Raw genomic sequence first — 19024 nt, 5'->3', positions numbered from 1 at the left:
CACGCTTCCTTTAATAAACATTTTTTATCTCTTCAACAATTGCGCCAATAAATAGCGGATCAGTATCTGGCATTTTTGGACGATGATAATGTACACCTAATTCATCACAAATCACTTTACATTCATAATCGTTATCATAGAGTACTTCTAAATGTTCACAAACAAAACCCACTGGGGTATAGATAAAGTGTTCATATTTATGTTCATTGTATAACGCTCGAGTTAAATCTTGAACATCAGGTCCTAACCAAGGTGTACCCGTATTCCCTTCAGATTGCCATCCTTCAGCTACATGTATAATATTTGAATGTTGTTCTAATAACTGAGCAGTTTCATGTAACTCATTAGGATAAGGATCGTTATTTTTCTCAATTAAGCCTTTTGGCAAACTATGAGCTGAAACAACAAGAACTGTTTTGTCATGTTCATCTTGTGGAATATCTGCTAATGTTTCATTGATTTTCTCTGTCCAATATTGAATGAATTTAGGTTGTTGATAGTAATGTTCAACATGTTTAAACGTGATGCCGTATTTATCTGCTTCTTTTTGTGCACGTGTATTGTAAGAGCCAACTGAAAAGCTAGAATAATGTGGTGCTAATACAACTGTAACAGCTTCATCTATACCGTCTTCATGCATTGATTGTACAGCGTCTTCAATAAATGGGTGAATGTGTTTTAAACCGATATATAGTTTAAATTCAACGTCGTCATAGGCTTGATTGAGCGCATCACGAAGTGACTCTGCTTGTCTATTTGTCGTTCCTGCTAACGGAGATAAACCACCAATAAATTGATATCTATCTTTTAAATCTTGTAGTTCCGCTTCAGTAGGTTTTTTCCCATGTCTAATATCTGTATAATAAGCTTCTATATCGCTTTCTTTATATGGTGTTCCATAAGCCATAACCAATAAGCCTATTGTTTTTGTCATTTTAAGATCATCCTTTTGTATCATAATTTTTAGATGCATATGCCATAATTATTTGTAATTCGTGATAGTCAAAATTTATGTCGTACTATCTCTGTGTGTAGTCATGTACAAATGTAGTCACACGTTTTAATGTTTCGGGCTTCACCTCTGGAAATACGCCATGACCTAAATTGAAAATATGTTTGCCATGCGCTATCCCTTGGTCTAATATTGCTTTCAGCCTTTCTTCTATTACATCCCATGGTGCCAATAATAGAGATGGATCTAAATTCCCTTGCAATGTCTTATCAATGTTCATTGAACTAGCTTCTTTAATTGATAGCCTCCAATCCAATCCCAATACATCTATAGGTAATGTGTTCCATTCATCTGCTAAATGGCTAGCACCAACTCCAAATAGAATAACAGGTACATTATACTTCTCCTTAATACCGCTTATCAATTTATTCATCGCAGGTTTAATATAATAGCGATAATCTTGAACGTTCAATGCACCCACCCAAGAATCGAATACTTGGATAATTTGTGCACCTGCCTCTATTTGTGCAGAAGTATAAGTTATAGACATTTCAACTAAGTGATCCATTAATGCAAACCATGTCGCTTCATCACTATACATCATTGCTTTTGTAAAGTTATAGTTCTTAGAAGGACCACCTTCAATCATATAACTTGCAAGTGTAAATGGCGCACCAGTAAATCCAATCAATGGCACATTCAACTTTTCTTCAGTTAATAATTTAATCGTATCTAACACATAAGGTACATCTCTCTTTGGATCAATGTGTCCTAATTTTTCAACATCCTGTATCGTTTTAATTGGATTATGAATCACTGGACCTATACCAGATTTAATTTCTACATCCACACCTATTGGCTGTAGAGGTGTCATGATATCTTTATAAAGTACCGCTGCATCTGTATTATAGTTATCTACAGGCAGATGTGTTACATACGCACACAGTTCTGCTTGGTGTGTAATTTCAAATAATGAATACTTTTCTTTTAATCTTCTATATTCTGGCTGAGACCTGCCAGCTTGACGCATAAACCAAACTGGTGTGTGCGAAACCGACTCGCCTTTTATCATATTTAGGATCGTATTGTTTTTATTATGCACCTTTTAATCCTCCTAGATTATAATCATTCTTGTCTATAATACCATATTGCTTAATTACGCGTGTTTTATTGTTCTAAAATGTCATAAAAAAGACAAACAGTCTCATTTTAACAGCTTAATTATTTGACTATTGTTTTATAATAAAAATCAATTATAATGTTATCAAAGCCTATTTTATATTTATTTGAAAAAGTAGATATTTTTATAGTAAAGTGAAATAGTTAATTATACTTTCATATACCAAGCAAGGGGGACAATCTTATGAAAATTTATGCATCTTATGGAACGTTTGGTTACTTAAACCAGATTAGGCTAAATAATCCTGACCATAACTTATTACAATTTTCAGCGTCTGATTCTTCAGTCATTCTTGAAGAAACTGACCAAACTTCTGTATTAAAACAACCTTTAGTCTATGATGTACTTAAAGCTGAGGGAGATTTAAATGAAAATTATTTTTATTCGGTCATATTTGTACCTACATCAGAAGATCATGCTTATCAACTAGAAAAAAGATTAGAAAATATTACTGCTGACTTTAAACAATTTGCGGGTTATCGAAGCTATCGTTTCTTAAAACCTGATCAAGGTTTAACTTATAAGATTTACTTTGGCTTTGAAAGTAGAACGGCTTATGAAGACTTTAAAGCATCATCTATTTTCAAAGATAATTTTGATAAATTAGCATTAAGTCAATTCTTTGGTTCTAGTGGCCAACATTCTAGTTATTTCGAAAGATATTTATTCCCTATCGATGATAATTGATTTAATGTAATGAACTTAAAAACACTGTTTATGTCAAAGCAAATGACATAAACAGTGTTTTTTTAATCTCGCAATAACGTTTCTTGATATTTTAATTTTTTAATTACATTTCTAATTGTTAACCAACCCACTATTAAGAATAATAAGCCAAAATAACTGTATAATGGGAAAGATATCGCATATACGATAATAAATAAAATGCCTATCATAAACATTAATCTATATAAAAATTGTTCATAACCTTTAATCACTTTTGATTCTGGTGTTGGCCAAACTTGTGGCCATAAACCATATGCCTGTTGTGTATAAAATTGTGCCATTTGAAGCAAGATAATATACATAAACAAACTTCCTATGATCAAAGTGATTACGGGTTGATGCAACCAAAACATAAGAATGAGCGCAATAATAACTAACCTTAATATTATATTAAAAACATCTTTCCCTCTTGCGAAGCTCCTAACGAATAAATATAAATACATATAATTCTCATTGAATTTCTTAAACTTAGGAGTTCGTAAAATAGGATCCAAATAACTTCGTCGAACCGCTGTTTCTTTAAGGTGTTTGACATCTGTAAACATATTTACAAATTTATAGTAATTCATATGATGTTGTTGCTCTGACTTAATCATTCTTTCCCAAGGAAACAATTGATGCTTATTTTGATATTGAAGTAGTAGTGTTAAGCCTATAATAATTAATATCGAAGTAATACTTGCAAATGATTTGGCATCTAATGTCACATAATAGCCTGATGCAAATACAATAAAAAGTAATGTATGCAATGACCAACTTTCCAATTTATACGTGTACCATTGCCATTTTAATAATAAGCCTACAAATGGCATGATTAACATTAATAATGCAAATAATATATAAAAGCCAAATGTCTGGTCATTAATCACATAAAACAATGGAAATAATACAATCATAATAACAACTTGTAAGCCAATACGTGAAACATAGCTATAAATCAAACTTTGCTTAATATAGTGATTCATATTGCTTTCGAATGGCAATAAAAATAATTTATCTGCATCTTTAAGCAACGTACGTAATGGAAACATTGACGTTATTGAAACGAATATACTAACAATAAGTGAATAATTAATATGTTTCGGTATTGATTTAAGCCAATCACCGTAGCCTAATATAAATGCACCTAACATAATAACTAAAAACAAAGAAAAATGACCATTAAAAATAAATTTATTATAATATTGTTTTTCTTTACTTATTTCACGTTTTCTAGTTTTAAATAATTGTTCTGCATCTCGTGTCATGAATTTTGGCCACCTTGCGTGACATGGATATAGATTTCATCTAATGTCTTACCTTTTAGCCCTGTTTGAGCACGCAACTCTTCCAAGTTTCCAAAAGCAACTATTTCTCCTTCATCCATGATTAAAAATCTATCACAATAACGCTCTGCAGTTGCTAGTATATGTGTACTCATCAGCACTGTACGACCTTCTTGCTTTTTTTCCACCATCAAATCTAACATAGATTGAATACCTAACGGATCTAAACCAAGAAATGGTTCATCGATAATATATAGTTCAGGATTAACTATAAATGCGCATATAATCATCACTTTTTGTTTCATACCTTTAGAAAAGTGACTTGGAAAAATATTTAATTCATCTTCTAAACGAAACGTTTTTAATAATGGACGCGCACGTTCCATAGCAACTTCTCTGCTAATATTATATGCCATTGCTGTCATATAAATATGTTCTTGTAAAGTTAGTTCTTCATAAATAACTGGTGATTCTGGTATATACGATAACTTTCTTCTATATGTTTCAACATCTTGCTTTATATTTATATCAGAAATAGACAAGTTACCTTCCATAGGTGTTAACAATCCAAGCATATGCTTAATCGTTGTACTCTTACCTGCCCCATTTAATCCTATAAGTCCCACAATTTCACCTTGTGTTAATTCAAAATTTATATTTTTAATTACAGGTCGTTTTCCATAACCACCTGTTAAATGTTCTACTTTTACTGTCATATAGCACCTCCACAAAATATATTGTATCAAAAATCTTTAATTAGTCATAAATTTACTGCAAAAACTGACGTAAATAATACAGTAATGCTATAATAGGCAATAACAATCTTACAAGGAGTGAAGATTTTATGTCAGAAACAATCTTTAGTAAAATTATAGATGGTGAAATACCAAGTCATAAAGTATATGAAGATGAATATGTCTATGCATTTTTAGATATATCACAAGTTACCAAGGGTCATACACTTTTAATCCCTAAAAAAGCATCTGCTAATATTTTTGAAACTGACAGTGAAACAATGAAACATATTGGTGTCGCACTGCCAAAAGTTGCTAACGCTATTAAAACAGCTTTTAACCCAGATGGACTCAATATTATACAGAATAATGGTGAATTTGCCGATCAATCTGTCTTTCATCTTCATTTCCATTTACTACCAAGATATGAAAATGATGTCGATGGTTTTGGCTATAAATGGGAAACACACGAAGAAAGTATCGACGATGAACAAAAGGCTGAAATTGCACAAGAAATAGCCGCTCAATTCGATTAATCATGCTTACCTTATTACATATGGGGTATATAAAAAATATTAACGGATGAGATACTACTAGAAATGAGGAGAATTTTTATGAAAACAGCTCAAATATTATTAGGCCTAGGCGCTGGCGTTGCAACTGGCCTCGGTGTAGCTTTAATGAATCGTGATAAAAAAGATTCTAGCCTAAATACTGCACGTGCTAAAAGACCAACTGGTGCTGAATCAGAAGTAGATAGAGAAATAAACACAATTAAGCAAAGTGTGAATGACATAGCCAACTATATTTCACAAATCAAAACTGAAAGTACTGAATTCGGTAGTTCTATCGGTGACGAAGTAAAAACGATGATTGGTGATTTCAAATCTGATATCAATCCAAATATTGAGAATTTGCAATCACATATTGAAAACCTTCAAAACCGTGGTGAAGAAATTTCAAAAGCATTTGATAAAGATGAAAAATAACCACTAATTAAAGTATCAATTATTGAACTGTTATCTAACATTTAAACTAATGCTAGATAACAGTTTTTTAATTGAAAATACTTTTATGCATGCTATAAACTTAACTACTCAAATGATGGAATATATCTTGACGTTTCACATATTAAGATAGATAATACATAAGCATATATCATATGACTTTAGTTTAAGAGGAGTGAATAAACAATGTATCTCTGTACAAGACAAATCGATATCAATGCTCGATTTGGATTACCAAGGATTGCATTTCTAAGTTTAGTTACAACCATTATTACATTTCTCCTTGCTTATGAAATACTCTATTTTTTTTCTAACACAAAACTAACTGATCAATATTTTTTAATCTTTTTACTACTCGTGGTTATTTTGTACCCTATCCACAAAGCCATTCACCTCATATTTTTTATTCCATATTATAAATCGTTTAAAAAATATAAATTGTTACGGCATAAAAAAATACCATTTTATAATACGTATGTGAACACACCAGTAAATAAGTATTATTTTTGTTTTGATTTAATAACACCAGTTATAATCATCACTGTAATTTGTGCTTATTTCAGTACATTGTTTCCACAATACGGTCATTATCTGATGTTTTTAATTGCTTTAAATATGGGTTATTCAGTTATGGATTTTCTATATTTAAAAATCATTTTATTTTCAAATGAAGGTGATTATATAGAAGAACATCAAACAGGTATTAATATATTAAATAAAGTTAATACGCATTATGAGAAAAAAGTATAGTCTTGTTTCATAACGATTTACTTGTATGCATAGATAAATATTACAGAGGTGAACATAAGTAATCTAACAATAGGTTACGATGTCACCTCTTTTTTGATTAAGTTATATCAAAAGTCACAAAACACTAATACTATAGTTGTAGAAATTATGTTTCTAATTGGTGAATAATCAATAATATGTTATATTTACGTTGTTATTCTTACAAAAGGAGTTTCCAACTATGAAAACATTTAAAAAAGTTTTACTTCCTGTTACAGCTAGTGCATTGTTATTAGGCGCATGTGGTAACAGTGCAACAGATTCAAAAGAAGATACAATTATTTCTTCAAAAGCTGGCGACGTTAAAGTCGAAGATGTTATGAACAAGATGGGTGATGAGCAAATTGCTAATACATCATTCTCAATCATGTTAAACAAATTGCTTGCTGATAAATATAAAGACGATGTAAATACAAAAGATATTGATAAAGAAGTTGAAAAAGAACAAAAACAATATGGTGGCAAAGATCAATTTGAAAGTATGTTAAAACAACAAAAAATGTCTATAGGCGATTATAAAGAACAGAAAAAATTACAAGCTTATCAAAAAGAACTACTTAATGATAAAGTGAGTATGTCTGACAAAGAAATTAAAGAAAATACCAAAAAAGGCTCTCACATTCTAATTAAAGTTAAAGAAAATAAAGATGATAAAGAAGGCTTATCTGATAAAGAAGCTAAAGCAAAAGCTGAAAAAATCCAAAAAGAAGTTGAAAAACACCCAGATAAATTTGGAGAAATTGCTAAAAAAGAATCAATGGATAAAGCCTCTGCTAAAAAAGATGGTAGCTTAGGTTATGTCGTCAAAGGTCAAATGGAAGACAAATTTGAAAAAGCATTATTCAAACTTAAAGAAGGTAAAGTATCTGACGTAGTTAAAACAGATTACGGTTACCATATTATCAAAGCAGATAAAGAAAATGACTTTGATAAAGAAAAAGGCAAATTAAAAGCACAATTAATTCAAACTAAAATTCAAAAAGATCCTAAGCTTTTAACTGACGCTTATAAAGAATTATTAGATGAATATAAAGTTGATTATAAAGATAGAGATATTAAAAAAGCGATTGAAGACTCAATATTAGATCCAGAAAAAATCAAACAACAGCAGCAACAACAACAGCAACAACAATCTATGCAACAAAGTGGTGCTGGCATGTCAACTGGACAATAATTTCATAAATGAATCAAGTGGTATAGAAACCTATTCAATTAGATTTCTATACCACTTTTTTCGAAAATGAAAAAGGTTCGAGAACATCCACAAATTTCTCGAACCTTTTAATATTATATATCCAACCTAAAAGACCTTCATTATTAATCTAGCGATTTAGGATTGTAAAATTGTCTACCATCTAATCCAAAAATACGTTCTGTAAATTGACCTTTATCAGTTTTCTTATAAGCTTTTTCAAACATATTCATTTTCGCATCTATATTATCAATGAAGAATAATATTTCTGCCTCTTTCATATGAGGTAATTTCGGCGAACCAAATTCCATTTTACCATGATGCGCTAAAATCATGTGGCGTAGCAATAACACTTCTTCACCTTCAAGATTCAGCTCTCTTGCCGCTTCTGCGACTTCATCACTAGCAATTGAAATATGCCCTAATAAATTACCTTCGACAGTATAGGAAGTAGCTACTGGACCACTTAATTCTCTAACTTTGCCTAAATCATGCAAAATAATTGCGCTATATAACAAACTGCGATTTAACAATGGATAAATATCACAAATTGATTTTGCAACACGTAGCATTGTTAACACATGATAGCTTAAACCACTCGCAAAATTATGATGATGTGTACTAGCTGCTGGAAAAGTAAAAAACGCTTCTTGATGCTTACGTATCAAATGTCTCGTAATACGTTGTAACGTTGCATTTTCAATGTCCAACATATAATGCGATATTTCCTCTTGAATTTCATCTGGAGTAAGCGGCGCCCCATCAACAAAATCTTGCGTTTTCATATTATCATCTGGTGTAGCTAATTTTATCTTGTTTATCTTCATTTGCTTACGACCACGATAATTAATTACATCACCAGTAACATGTACGATTTTCTCAGGTTCTAATATTTTCATATCTTCTTTACTCACAGTCCACAATTTGGCTTCTATATCGCCACTTTTATCTTGTAAGTATAGTGTCATATAGTCCTTACCTTGAGCAGTAACACCTTGTGTCGCTTTATGGATTAAGAAAAAATGATCTACTGAATCACCTGGATTTAATTTTTCTACATTTCTCATTATTTACCGCCTTCCTGAATTTTATCTAAAGTAATAATTTGTTTTGAATGCACACTATTATCTTTCACACATGTAAAGTATAGGATTTGATAACTGTTAGGCATTTGTCTCAAATAATTCATCATGATTTCTTTTCTTTGCTTATCAAAATGAACAAACGCATCGTCTATGATAATTGGGAACGGATAATATGGCTTTAATGTTTTAATTAAACTTAAACGCAATGCAATGTATAAGATTTCTTTTGTTGATTGGCTTAATTCTACGGGTTCATACATTTGACCATTAACTTGTTTAACCATTAAATTATCATTTGCATACGTAACTTGAACATAATGACCATTTGTTAAATGCGCAAAGATATCTGTTGCTTCATTTATCACTTGTGGTAAACGTTTATCTTTAATTTGTTTAATATGTCCTTCTACCAATGCTTGTAAATAACTTAAACTTGCCCAATCTTTCGCTTCAGCATTCACTTTATTTTTCAATATGTGGAATCTATGTCTTAAATCAGCTAAAGTCTTATCTGTTTCCATATCTGTGATTTTGGCATTTAAGTCACTTACTTCAGATTGCATTTCTAAATACTGATCATTATACTCATCAACTTGACGTGCTAATACTTCATCTTCGTTTGTAAGTTGTGCAGATGTTTTCGCACTTAAACTTGAACTTGTATCATAATTATAATTTTGATTTTCCAGATATTTTGATAAGTCATTAAATCTCGACATATTTTGATGATAATTTTGATATTGAACATGATGTTGATAATATGATTCTTCATCGTTAACATTAACAAAATTGAATAATTGGTCAATCACACGGCTATTTTCATTTAATCTACTATTCAGTTGTGAAACTTCACTTTCAATTAATTTGATTTGTTCATCATTACGTGTCCATTTTTCCAAATTACTTGTTTCTTCTTTAAGCCATTGTCTTATATCGTGGAATAGCGATAATTCATTAAAATACGTAAATTGGTTTTTAGTTACTTCTTGCGCATGTTCGTAAAAATCATTTAATTGTTGTTTTAAGGCTTGTACCTGCGTTTGCAAATCATCGATATGCTTTTCATGTGTTTTAATTTTATTCATTGTTCCAATACTATCTACGATTAATTCATCTGACATTTTATCAGATAAATATAAATCAGCTTTCACTTTATCAATGTTTTGTTGCGCATTTTGATATTGTTCCTTTGCCTGAGTTAAAGTATTGGTTAAGTATTCAGCCTTCTTATCTATTGCTTCTTTTGTTTTGATTGTTGTTTGTAGCTGTTCTCGTACTCTGTACTGATCATCCAAGTCGAAGTCAAGATCATAGTTATCTTCAAGTTGTGTTACTTGCTGTTGCAAATCTTCAATTTCTTTAGAGAAAGATTCACTATGTCCGACCTCTTTCGTTTTAACAAAGAATATACCGACAATAAATACGACTGATAGAATAGCAAATATAATCCCGAAAATGATATTCGCAGATACAAATGAGAAGACTGTCAGTCCAATGCCAATAATAGCCAATATAATTAAACTTATTCGCATTAAATTTTGTTTCTTCTCATTCTCTCTTTGCTCTTTATCAAATGTTTCTTTCATTTTTTGATAAAGATTGTTTTTCTCTTGAAGCTCAAACACTTGTCTATTATATTGTTTTTTCTTTTCAAAGTTCTCTTCTGGAACAATATCTGCTTCAAGCGCATTCATTTCTGCGTGATTTGTATCATTATCAATTTTATTTTCTTCAATATTACGTTCGAGTTGTTGGATATAAGCCATTTGTTCTTGTTTATCTTTTATTTGATTACTGACATGACTCTTCATAGCTTCTGAACCATCGACTTCATGATGAACAGTTTGCCATCCAATGTTTGACTTCAAGCCTTCTTTTTCACGTTCTTTATCTTGTATTTCTTTATCTAACGCCTTAACTTCATATTCTTTTTGTTTTATTTCATTTTCTTGTTGATGTAAATGATTAAATGCATCAATGTCACTTTGCCTTGGTACTGTTATTTTTTCATTTTCGGCTTTAAGATGTGCTAATCGTTCTGTTCTTAAACTGATATCACGCTTTAAATTTTGAGTTTGTAACTTTGCCGATTCATAACGATCTATACCTTGTTCTGGAAAAACAACAGGCTCTATATTCAATTGGGTTTCCAATTGTTTCCACTCTTGAGTCTGTTCAAGTAAAGCGAGTTCTTTTTGTTTACGTTCATGCATTTTAGATAGCTGTGCTAAATTTTGTTTTAAATTATTAAGTCGTCTTTCTGCTTTATCTTTATCATCTACTAATCGCTTATAAGAAGTTAATTTTGCTTCTTCTTCACGAATTTGGCCTTCTAATTCTTTCAGTTGTTCTATTTGTTGATTGATAATTGGATTGCGACCATTTTTTTTATAAAGTTCTTCCTTTTTAGTATTTAATACCTCACGCATAGTCGTAAATTCAGTAGAGCCTAAAGCACCAGCTTGTAAAAGATAATTTTGTAATTGTGTTTCATCCATATTTTTATGAATATCTTGCAAACCTAAAACATCGAATGAAAAAATCCCTTGATACGTACGTTTCGAGATAAAATTCAGTTCTTTTTTTAACCAACTTTCATCTTTAATGCTACCATTAGGCAAATAAACTTTCACATCACCAGTCGCACTGCCTTTAATACGTTCTACTTCGACAAGCGAGCCGTCATCTTGAATTAATGTTAATTTACCACCGTATTGATTACCTAATCTTGGTTCTAAACGTGGTTCGTTCTCTTTTTTTGTAGGAAATCCAAAGAGAATTGAATGAATAAATGCTTGTATTGTAGATTTACCCGTTTCATTTTCACCATAAATCTGAGTAAATGATTCGTCAAATTCAATTTTTCTTTCAATAAATCTACCGTATCCATAAATCTCTAATGATTTGATTTTCATATTATTCACCCCTCATATCTGACTTCAATAATTCTTCAGCATGTTCAATTAATGCTCTTCTATCGAAATCACTATAATTTTCTAGATATTTAGACGCTTTGGGATTTAAATACAAATCATTCATAGCACCGTCATAAACAGTTGTATCATCTATTAATTCAGGCGAGAATTCTTTAACTAATGTATTTTGATCTTCATATTTGTTTTTAATTGAGAGTTGTTCTACAAATACAAAATCATGCTCATTTTCTTCAAAATCACTTATCATTTCATGTACTTGCAAAATATCTTGTTCAGATATCAATTGATCTGAATTTACAACAACTTTCAATTGATAGATGGCTTTTCCATTTTTTCTCACTTGTGATTTAAAAGATTGAATGTCATCAAAAAGACCTTGCTTCGATGTTTTATCCGATTCTATAGTTGCTTTTTCAAATCTTATAAATTGAGTAGGAACAAATTGCGCGTTGAGTTTTAAATCGTCCCCTTCAACTAACAAGCATCCTTTTTCACCCAGCTCTTTAAAATGTCTGCCTTGAATGTTACCAGGATAATGAATTTGTGGCATATCACTCAGTTGTTGACGCTCATGAATGTGGCCTAAAGCCCAATAGTGATATAACTTATTATTTAAGTCTTCTAGTCTGAATTCAGTATATCGATCATTGGTATTTGATTTGCTATATGTACCATGCAAGATACCAATATGTATGCCTTTTTGACCTTGACTTGAAGGATATGCATCTAATTTATTTTCATAACTTGCATCATTTTGATAACTAAAACCATGCAAATAAATCTCTTCGCCATTTTTAGTGATTGTTTGATAAGTTTCAACATTTTCAGAGAAAACGGAAACATTATCTGGCCATACTGTGCCAATACTTGCTGATAATGGATCATGATTCCCGTGACATAAATAAACAAATATTTGTTCTCTCTTTAATCGTTCAAACTGTTCCTTTAAGAACACCTCTGCACGTAGCGTGCGGTTATGTTGATCAAATAAATCACCAGAAATAATCATAAAATCTATTTCTTCATTTAATGCTAAATCTACTATTTTTTTAAAACTTTCGTAAGCACTTTTTTGCATATCATCAAAAATAGACTGACTAAGATAACTTCTAGATTTAAAAGGACTATCTAAGTGTAAGTCAGCGCAATGAATAAATTTCACCATACAGTATAGTTCTCCTTTATTGAAAGGTTTATTTGTACTTATGCATATACCACAATTAATTAACATCTAAGTTATTTCTGTCACTTGTTAAATTGTATGCATAACAATCCCTTTTATCTCTATATTTTACCATATTGTTTATTCACCAGTCGATAAAACTAAGCGAGCAATCACTTTGTTTCTCTAATATCTACCTTATTAGTAAAAATCCCTTTCAATCAGTAGCCAAAATATAATCAATCTATATATTCACAAAAAAATAGACCAAGACAAATATATGTCTCGATCTATTTAACCATATAGGTCGCATCGGTATTGAACTACTACAAAATCAAATTTATAAAAGATAGGATTACTGTTTTATTCTTTAACCGACTATATTATTTAAATAATATTCATTTACATTCAACTAAAAATTAGTCAGCGTAAATTTCATCTAAAGGTTTAACAATGATTTGGTTGATTTCTTGGAATACTTGGCTCATATTTTGTTCAGCAGCCATTAATTCAGAAATGTTTGAATCATTCTCGATTTTTTGAGCTTGTTCTTGTGCTTTTTGTAGCTCTTCTTCACCGATTTCTTCACCTTGCATTTGTTTTTGTTGGAAACTTAATTGTGTTTCACGGAATTCATCAAATAAATCTTTTGATTCTTGATTTTCTTTAACTTTTGCATAAGCATTTTGAATAGCTTGATATTCATCACTTTCTCTTAATGCTTGTTCTAATTGATTTGCATGATCGTATAAATTTACTGCCACTATGCTTCACTCCTTTTTTGTATATGTGTGAAAACCACATCGATATTACAATAACATAATTTAATATGTTATACAAAAATTGCAATTACACCTTGGAATAAACCGATTATGCCACCGAGTAAAAATCCCAAAAACATGATTAATTTCAATTCTTTATTAGCGATATCAATGATTAATTTTTCAATATAAGCTAAATCAAATGTATTAATTTGTTCTTCTACCATTTGTCTCAAGTTTATTTTTTTCATAATTGGAGATAGATGTTTTGACGCATTATCAATAATTACATCGGTTAACGTCTTAGATACTTTTGTTTCTAAGAATGAAATAAAGCGTGGCATAATGGTATGCAATGGTTTATGTGAAGTTTGTTCTAAGTCCACATATCTTAATGCTAATTCTGTCACTGATGTTTTAAAAGCTTGATATTGCGTTTCATTTATCAATTCATTCAACTGTTTCGATTTCATTGTTGCATATTCATTTTCAATAATCTGCGTAGCAATTGCTTTTGCTTTAGGATGACTCGTTAATCTAATGAGTTCATGCTGTATTCGCTCTGCAATGCTTTCTTTTGTCATGAACATTTGTAACATACCAACAATTTTTCCTTTTTCGTTGAAGAATGTATCTAACATAGAAGCAATATCTGCCCCACCTTTTTCTGATTTCAAGTATACGCGTGCTCTATCAAATAACAACTCAGGAAGTAGCGCAACTTTATCATCTATACTACTTTCAATGTCATTAGGAATAAGTTGCTGGATTGGCGTATTTTGATAATCTAAATAAAAGTTATCCATTTTATCTGAAATTAATTCATCTAATTTTTGATTTGCTGTTTTAGAAAAATCAATATCTACAATGTCTGCTAATGATTGTATTGTCGTATGATTCTCTTTCAATTTAGCGATTTGCTTAAATATAATCTCTTCAATTGCATCTCTAGAAGTTGGTGCATTTAACTTAGCTTGAATAACTTCTTCTGTAAGTAAGTGTTCTTCAACGACTTGACCAATTTTATCCGCAATTTCTTTTCTTCTATTAGGTATTAATCCAGGAGTGAAAGGCACTCTCTTTTTGAAAATATAATATGTTTTAAACGGGTGAAACAACATTTTAACAGCAATGACATTGGTTACCCCACCAATCAGTGCGCCTATAACCATCATAAAGATGATAACTAAAAATGTCTGCATGTGTATGACTCCTTTGTTTGCTTAAATAAATTTCAAATTTTCTTATAATCATTTTTACATTGTATAACATATAACGATTCATTGTGTAGAAAAACATTCCAACATTTTACTTATAAAATAAAAAAAGACCTAAATCTATGTTTAGGTCAAGTAGAGGTAGAGTGACTAAATCATTCATATATAATATCACTTCCCATGACTGATAATTATATAAATAATGATTCTTCTATCACTAATTGAATTAATATTATACGTGCATTAATTCTTCTTTAGAAATTCTACCAAAATAAGTTTCAGCTTCTCTTAATTTTGAAGTACCAAATATCGGCTGTGTCTCTTGATTTAGCACACGATAGATATCACTCACTTTGTTACTTTGTAAGATGAAGCCATTACGACTATCAACAGTGTTCCAATAGATATCACTTGTTGTAGAATGGTTAGGATATGCACAATGATTACGAGAAATCGTTTGTACCATTTCTAGAGGATCACATCCAAATGTACTATTTAACACATCTGAATCTCTAAATAATGCACAAATTGACACACATGTTGTCCAGTTAGGTAATACTCTCTCTTTTTCTATTTGTACCAATGTCTTTTTAGAAAGACCTATTGTTTGGGCCATCGTATCTTGCGTATAACCTGCTTCAATACGTACCATTTTAAATTTTGTTTGAATTAAATCTGTGAAACTCTGTCTATCCATTACTTTAATCTACCTTTCATAAAAGAATATTTTATCCGGACACAAGAAATTGCAATAATACACGCTTCTTGAAACACAAATTACATCATAATACAATTTTTAGGAAAATAAAAGAGTGAAATGAAATTTTCATTGTTAATTATCATTGGCGCAATTATCAAAATAATCAATCTTATATCTTATAATATTTTAAAAACAAAAATCACTTTGTTTGTAAGCGTATTATTATTGTGAAATGTGTTATCAACTCAAATTACTTATTACTCTTTTAAGATAAAAACACTATTTATTATTATAGACCATTTTTCTTGTTTACGCATAGATAAACTACAAATTTCTCTAAATTAATTTAAATGATAGCTTTTGTTTACATTATTCAAAATTTTCATTATAATCTGAGTTACTTTTAAAATTTTGAGGTGCTTAATATGAAAAATACATATATATTACTAGCTAGATGTACAGACAGCGTAGGTTTAACGTCATTAATTACAACGATTATTGCGGATCATGGATCTAATATTTTACATTTAGATCATTTTACAGAGTATGAAAGCAACCAATCTGAAAATGGTAAATTATTTTTACGCTTAGAATTTGAACAAGTTACAGAACTTAAAGAAGCATTAGAATCGACTTTAAATCAATACGATATAAAATTTGAACTTTTCGATAATAATGATAAAACGAAAATCGCATTATTTGTTTCTAAAGAAGATCACGCATTTAACGAAGTGCTATTAAGAGTACAACGAGGTGAATTGCCTGCAGAAATTGTATGTGTCGTAAGTAACCATGAAACAAACAGACATTTTGCTGAATCTTTGTCTATTCCATTTTATTATGTGCCAAATAATAAAGAGAAACAAGAAGTAGAGCAAGAGATACTTAATATTTGTAGCCATCACGAAATCGATCTCATTGTACTAGCAAAATATATGCAAATTTTAACTGATCATTTTGTAAGTCATTATCCAAACCAAATTATAAATATTCATCATTCATTCTTGCCATCATTTATCGGTGCAAATCCTTATAAACAAGCTTGGGAACGCGGTGTTAAACTTGTAGGCGCTACAAGTCATTATGTTACGTCGGATTTAGATGAAGGCCCAATTATCGAACAGGATGTCACACGCATAAATCATCGCTACAGTGTTCAAGATTTAAGAAAAATAGGACGTCACGTTGAATCAACCGTGCTAGCACAAGCAGTCGAATATCACGTACAACATAAAATTATTGTAAATGATGGAAATAAGACGATTGTCTTTAATTAACAAATATTTTTTGTGTACTAATCACTGTTTCAGAGATAAAAAACAAAATTTTTAAGAATTATATATTTTCTAAAACATACTATTATAAATAGATACATTTAAAGTTATCTGAAACTCATTGTATTGACTTCAGATAACTTTATTATTTATATATAGTTCCACTTACTCCTGTAATATACTTCTTTAATTTACTTATATATCGTTCAATTCTGTTATACAACAGAATCTGACGATTATAAAATGATTATGCGATTTCATTAATTTTTTTAAATTTAATAGACTCGAAATACCAGTATATTGGAAAGCAATGATCTAATCGCACTATTCAATAATCTATTTTTATTCTCCCTATCATATGACTCAAAATATTCTATGTATCACATGATAATTCATTTACTTACATTCCAAATATAATGTATAATTATTTTCACTAATATTAATAAAAACTAAATATGAAAGCGTGATATGTTCAAATGAATTCAGTATGGTTTATATTAAAGGAACAGTTGACGAACCTGTATTTAATTAAAAGACTAGCAGATTTCCAATTACGAATTTCTAACCATAACAACTATTTAGGTGTAGCTTGGGAAATCATTAATCCAGCATTACAAATTGCAGTATATTGGTTTGTATTTGGTCTAGGTTTACGGAATAATGCTACTCATGATGGGATACCTTTTATTTATTGGCTTATTGTAGGTATAAGTATGTGGTTTTTTGTAAATCAAGGTGTTTTAGAGGGTACAAAAGCGATTGTATCAAAATACAATCAAGTTGCAAAAATGAAATTTCCATTATCTGTCACACCTAGTTACATTGTATTTAGTAGATTTTATGGACATCTCGGCTTATTGTTGATTGTGTTAATCATTTGCTTTTCGGGTGGATATCACCCTTCTATTTATTCATTACAATTATTAATTTATGTACCTTATGCCTTAATATTAACGACTATTATCTCAATATTAACATCAACTTTGGCCGTATTGGTTCGTGATACGCAAATGGTTATTCAATCGTTAATGAGAATCATATTTTTTGTATCTTCCATATTATACGCACCTAAAAATGAAATTGTGGTAACAGTCATGAAATTAAACCCGATTTATTTTTTAGCTGAAGGATACCGAGCCGCCCTATTGCACAAAGAATGGTATTTTATTAATCATTGGCATTTAACTGTTTATAATTTTGTACTTGTCTTGTTTCTTTTTATCGTAGGAGCTGTCGTGCACATGCGTTATAGAGATCATTTTGCTGATTTTATGTAATTTATCATAATAAAGCCCCCTTACATTGATAGAACTACTTTTTCATTTTATGAAAATAAGGCATTCCTATACATAAGCTCTAGCTTTTGTATTCTATATAAAGTGTATCCGCGGCTTTATACATGTGCATTAGCTTAAATGTACATTATTTTCCACTTCTCAATTTAACCGCCCTTAGCTAAACGATGTAATCATTATTGAAACTCCACCATTATCCGACATTTCATATATGTAATTTGTAATAGACTATTCTCATGTTATACTCAATTAAAATAATTTATAAGTAAATGTTTTGTCAATATATGACAAATAAACTTTAGATTGGGGAATTAATTATGCAAGTAGATATCAATCATCCCGTCATTGCTATAAGTGCTTCGTTAAAATTTTTTCAATTACAAACTGTTTCAGGGCAACTCATTTTGCTAGATGATCGTATCATCTTTAAATCTCTAGAGACAATGCAAATTGGAAATATTAAGGAGACATTTTTATTTACAGATATCAAAAGCTTGAAGACAGGTTTCTCACTTTCACCTTTTAGAATTACAATAATGGACCATGATGGTGAAACATGGATATTTGATCAAGTCCATCGTAAAGATGCAAAAAAATTTGTAGAACTGTATCATGCTATTACATAATACCCATTTAGCCTTCATCATTTTTAATATAAGTTACTAAAAAAATGTTTGTAACAGACAACTGATTATCAATTAAATTTGCCTATCAAACGTGCAACTTACTTATGTTATTGCACATATATT

At 30.2% G+C, this 19024-nt stretch carries 18 protein-coding genes; 8 read left to right on the top strand and 10 right to left on the bottom strand.

Going from position 1 to position 19024, the window contains the following annotated elements:
* Positions 1 to 10: 10 nt before the first annotated feature.
* Together hemH and hemE are read right to left on the bottom strand one after the other, a co-directional pair.
* Complete coding sequence (gene hemH, locus SSP_RS04925; protein WP_002482901.1) at positions 11 to 934, bottom strand: ferrochelatase; 924 nt, start codon at positions 932 to 934, stop codon at positions 11 to 13.
* An 85-nt stretch (positions 935 to 1019) separates the two neighbouring features.
* Positions 1020 to 2054: a uroporphyrinogen decarboxylase gene (gene hemE / locus SSP_RS04920; RefSeq protein ID WP_011302820.1), complete on the bottom strand. Its 1035-nt coding sequence runs from the start codon at positions 2052 to 2054 to the stop codon at positions 1020 to 1022.
* A 261-nt stretch (positions 2055 to 2315) separates the two neighbouring features.
* Here hemE and SSP_RS04915 point away from each other — a divergent pair, with 261 nt between their 5' ends.
* Positions 2316 to 2819, top strand: coding sequence for an antibiotic biosynthesis monooxygenase (locus SSP_RS04915; protein ID WP_002482899.1), 504 nt, complete (start codon positions 2316 to 2318; stop codon positions 2817 to 2819).
* A 62-nt stretch (positions 2820 to 2881) separates the two neighbouring features.
* Here SSP_RS04915 and ecsB read toward each other — a convergent pair whose 3' ends face one another.
* Positions 2882 to 4105 carry an ABC transporter permease EcsB gene (gene ecsB / locus SSP_RS04910; protein ID WP_011302819.1) on the bottom strand — a complete coding sequence of 408 codons (1224 nt, stop codon included), beginning with the start codon at positions 4103 to 4105 and terminating at the stop codon, positions 2882 to 2884.
* Positions 4102 to 4839, bottom strand: coding sequence for an ABC transporter ATP-binding protein EcsA (gene ecsA, locus SSP_RS04905; protein WP_002482897.1), 738 nt, complete (start codon positions 4837 to 4839; stop codon positions 4102 to 4104). The genes ecsB and ecsA overlap by 4 nt, the downstream gene beginning before the upstream one ends.
* Positions 4840 to 4967: 128 nt before the next feature.
* On the opposite strand from ecsA, the gene SSP_RS04900 reads away from it, so the two are divergent.
* From SSP_RS04900 to SSP_RS04885, 4 genes are all read left to right on the top strand, one after another.
* Positions 4968 to 5393 carry an HIT family protein gene (locus SSP_RS04900; protein WP_002482896.1) on the top strand — a complete coding sequence of 142 codons (426 nt, stop codon included), beginning with the start codon at positions 4968 to 4970 and terminating at the stop codon, positions 5391 to 5393.
* A 78-nt stretch (positions 5394 to 5471) separates the two neighbouring features.
* A complete protein-coding gene (locus SSP_RS04895; protein WP_011302818.1) occupies positions 5472 to 5846 on the top strand; it encodes a YtxH domain-containing protein in 375 nt (124 codons plus the stop codon).
* Between the two features lie 204 nt (positions 5847 to 6050).
* On the top strand, positions 6051 to 6614 hold the full coding sequence (locus SSP_RS04890) for a DUF3267 domain-containing protein (RefSeq protein ID WP_002482894.1): 564 nt from the start codon (positions 6051 to 6053) through the stop codon (positions 6612 to 6614).
* A 220-nt stretch (positions 6615 to 6834) separates the two neighbouring features.
* Positions 6835 to 7827: a peptidylprolyl isomerase PrsA gene (locus SSP_RS04885; protein WP_011302817.1), complete on the top strand. Its 993-nt coding sequence runs from the start codon at positions 6835 to 6837 to the stop codon at positions 7825 to 7827.
* 143 nt (positions 7828 to 7970) lie between these two features.
* On the opposite strand, the gene yhaM is transcribed toward SSP_RS04885, so the two are convergent.
* From yhaM to SSP_RS04855, 6 genes are all read right to left on the bottom strand, one after another.
* Positions 7971 to 8912: a 3'-5' exoribonuclease YhaM gene (gene yhaM / locus SSP_RS04880; protein WP_002482892.1), complete on the bottom strand. Its 942-nt coding sequence runs from the start codon at positions 8910 to 8912 to the stop codon at positions 7971 to 7973.
* Positions 8912 to 11845, bottom strand: coding sequence for an ATP-binding protein (locus SSP_RS04875; RefSeq protein ID WP_011302816.1), 2934 nt, complete (start codon positions 11843 to 11845; stop codon positions 8912 to 8914). The genes yhaM and SSP_RS04875 overlap by 1 nt, the downstream gene beginning before the upstream one ends.
* A gap of 1 nt (position 11846) precedes the next feature.
* Positions 11847 to 13031, bottom strand: coding sequence for a metallophosphoesterase family protein (locus tag SSP_RS04870; protein ID WP_011302815.1), 1185 nt, complete (start codon positions 13029 to 13031; stop codon positions 11847 to 11849).
* A gap of 416 nt (positions 13032 to 13447) precedes the next feature.
* The gene (locus SSP_RS04865; protein ID WP_002482889.1) at positions 13448 to 13792 is read right to left on the bottom strand and encodes a YlbF/YmcA family competence regulator; all 345 of its coding nucleotides are present in this window, start codon (positions 13790 to 13792) and stop codon (positions 13448 to 13450) included.
* 68 nt (positions 13793 to 13860) lie between these two features.
* Entirely contained in the window at positions 13861 to 14991 is a 1131-nt protein-coding gene (locus SSP_RS04860; RefSeq protein ID WP_011302814.1) for a DUF445 domain-containing protein, read from the bottom strand.
* A 247-nt stretch (positions 14992 to 15238) separates the two neighbouring features.
* Entirely contained in the window at positions 15239 to 15703 is a 465-nt protein-coding gene (locus SSP_RS04855; protein ID WP_002482887.1) for an XRE family transcriptional regulator XdrA, read from the bottom strand.
* 428 nt (positions 15704 to 16131) lie between these two features.
* Between SSP_RS04855 and purU the strand changes: the two genes are divergently transcribed.
* From purU to SSP_RS04840, 3 genes are all read left to right on the top strand, one after another.
* A complete protein-coding gene (gene purU / locus SSP_RS04850; RefSeq protein ID WP_011302813.1) occupies positions 16132 to 16983 on the top strand; it encodes a formyltetrahydrofolate deformylase in 852 nt (283 codons plus the stop codon).
* A gap of 473 nt (positions 16984 to 17456) precedes the next feature.
* Complete coding sequence (locus SSP_RS04845) at positions 17457 to 18257, top strand: ABC transporter permease (protein WP_011302812.1); 801 nt, start codon at positions 17457 to 17459, stop codon at positions 18255 to 18257.
* A gap of 335 nt (positions 18258 to 18592) precedes the next feature.
* On the top strand, positions 18593 to 18901 hold the full coding sequence (locus tag SSP_RS04840; RefSeq protein ID WP_002482884.1) for a hypothetical protein: 309 nt from the start codon (positions 18593 to 18595) through the stop codon (positions 18899 to 18901).
* The last annotated feature ends 123 nt before the right edge of the window (positions 18902 to 19024 follow it).

The sequence above is a fragment of the Staphylococcus saprophyticus subsp. saprophyticus ATCC 15305 = NCTC 7292 genome (assembly GCF_000010125.1).
In the GTDB taxonomy this organism is placed as follows: Bacteria; Bacillota; Bacilli; order Staphylococcales; family Staphylococcaceae; genus Staphylococcus; species Staphylococcus saprophyticus.
This window is presented reverse-complemented; position numbering and strand designations above follow the sequence as displayed.

Coding starts and splice junctions, on each gene's coding strand:
- hemH (WP_002482901.1), bottom strand. CDS start 934: ATGACAAAAACAATAGGCTTATTGGTTATGGCTTATGGAACACCATAT.
- SSP_RS04915 (WP_002482899.1), top strand. CDS start 2,316: ATGAAAATTTATGCATCTTATGGAACGTTTGGTTACTTAAACCAGATT.
- ecsB (WP_011302819.1), bottom strand. CDS start 4,105: ATGACACGAGATGCAGAACAATTATTTAAAACTAGAAAACGTGAAATA.
- ecsA (WP_002482897.1), bottom strand. CDS start 4,839: ATGACAGTAAAAGTAGAACATTTAACAGGTGGTTATGGAAAACGACCT.
- SSP_RS04900 (WP_002482896.1), top strand. CDS start 4,968: ATGTCAGAAACAATCTTTAGTAAAATTATAGATGGTGAAATACCAAGT.
- SSP_RS04895 (WP_011302818.1), top strand. CDS start 5,472: ATGAAAACAGCTCAAATATTATTAGGCCTAGGCGCTGGCGTTGCAACT.
- SSP_RS04890 (WP_002482894.1), top strand. CDS start 6,051: ATGTATCTCTGTACAAGACAAATCGATATCAATGCTCGATTTGGATTA.
- SSP_RS04885 (WP_011302817.1), top strand. CDS start 6,835: ATGAAAACATTTAAAAAAGTTTTACTTCCTGTTACAGCTAGTGCATTG.
- yhaM (WP_002482892.1), bottom strand. CDS start 8,912: ATGAGAAATGTAGAAAAATTAAATCCAGGTGATTCAGTAGATCATTTT.
- SSP_RS04875 (WP_011302816.1), bottom strand. CDS start 11,845: ATGAAAATCAAATCATTAGAGATTTATGGATACGGTAGATTTATTGAA.
- SSP_RS04870 (WP_011302815.1), bottom strand. CDS start 13,031: ATGGTGAAATTTATTCATTGCGCTGACTTACACTTAGATAGTCCTTTT.
- SSP_RS04860 (WP_011302814.1), bottom strand. CDS start 14,991: ATGCAGACATTTTTAGTTATCATCTTTATGATGGTTATAGGCGCACTG.
- SSP_RS04855 (WP_002482887.1), bottom strand. CDS start 15,703: ATGGATAGACAGAGTTTCACAGATTTAATTCAAACAAAATTTAAAATG.
- purU (WP_011302813.1), top strand. CDS start 16,132: ATGAAAAATACATATATATTACTAGCTAGATGTACAGACAGCGTAGGT.
- SSP_RS04845 (WP_011302812.1), top strand. CDS start 17,457: ATGAATTCAGTATGGTTTATATTAAAGGAACAGTTGACGAACCTGTAT.
- SSP_RS04840 (WP_002482884.1), top strand. CDS start 18,593: ATGCAAGTAGATATCAATCATCCCGTCATTGCTATAAGTGCTTCGTTA.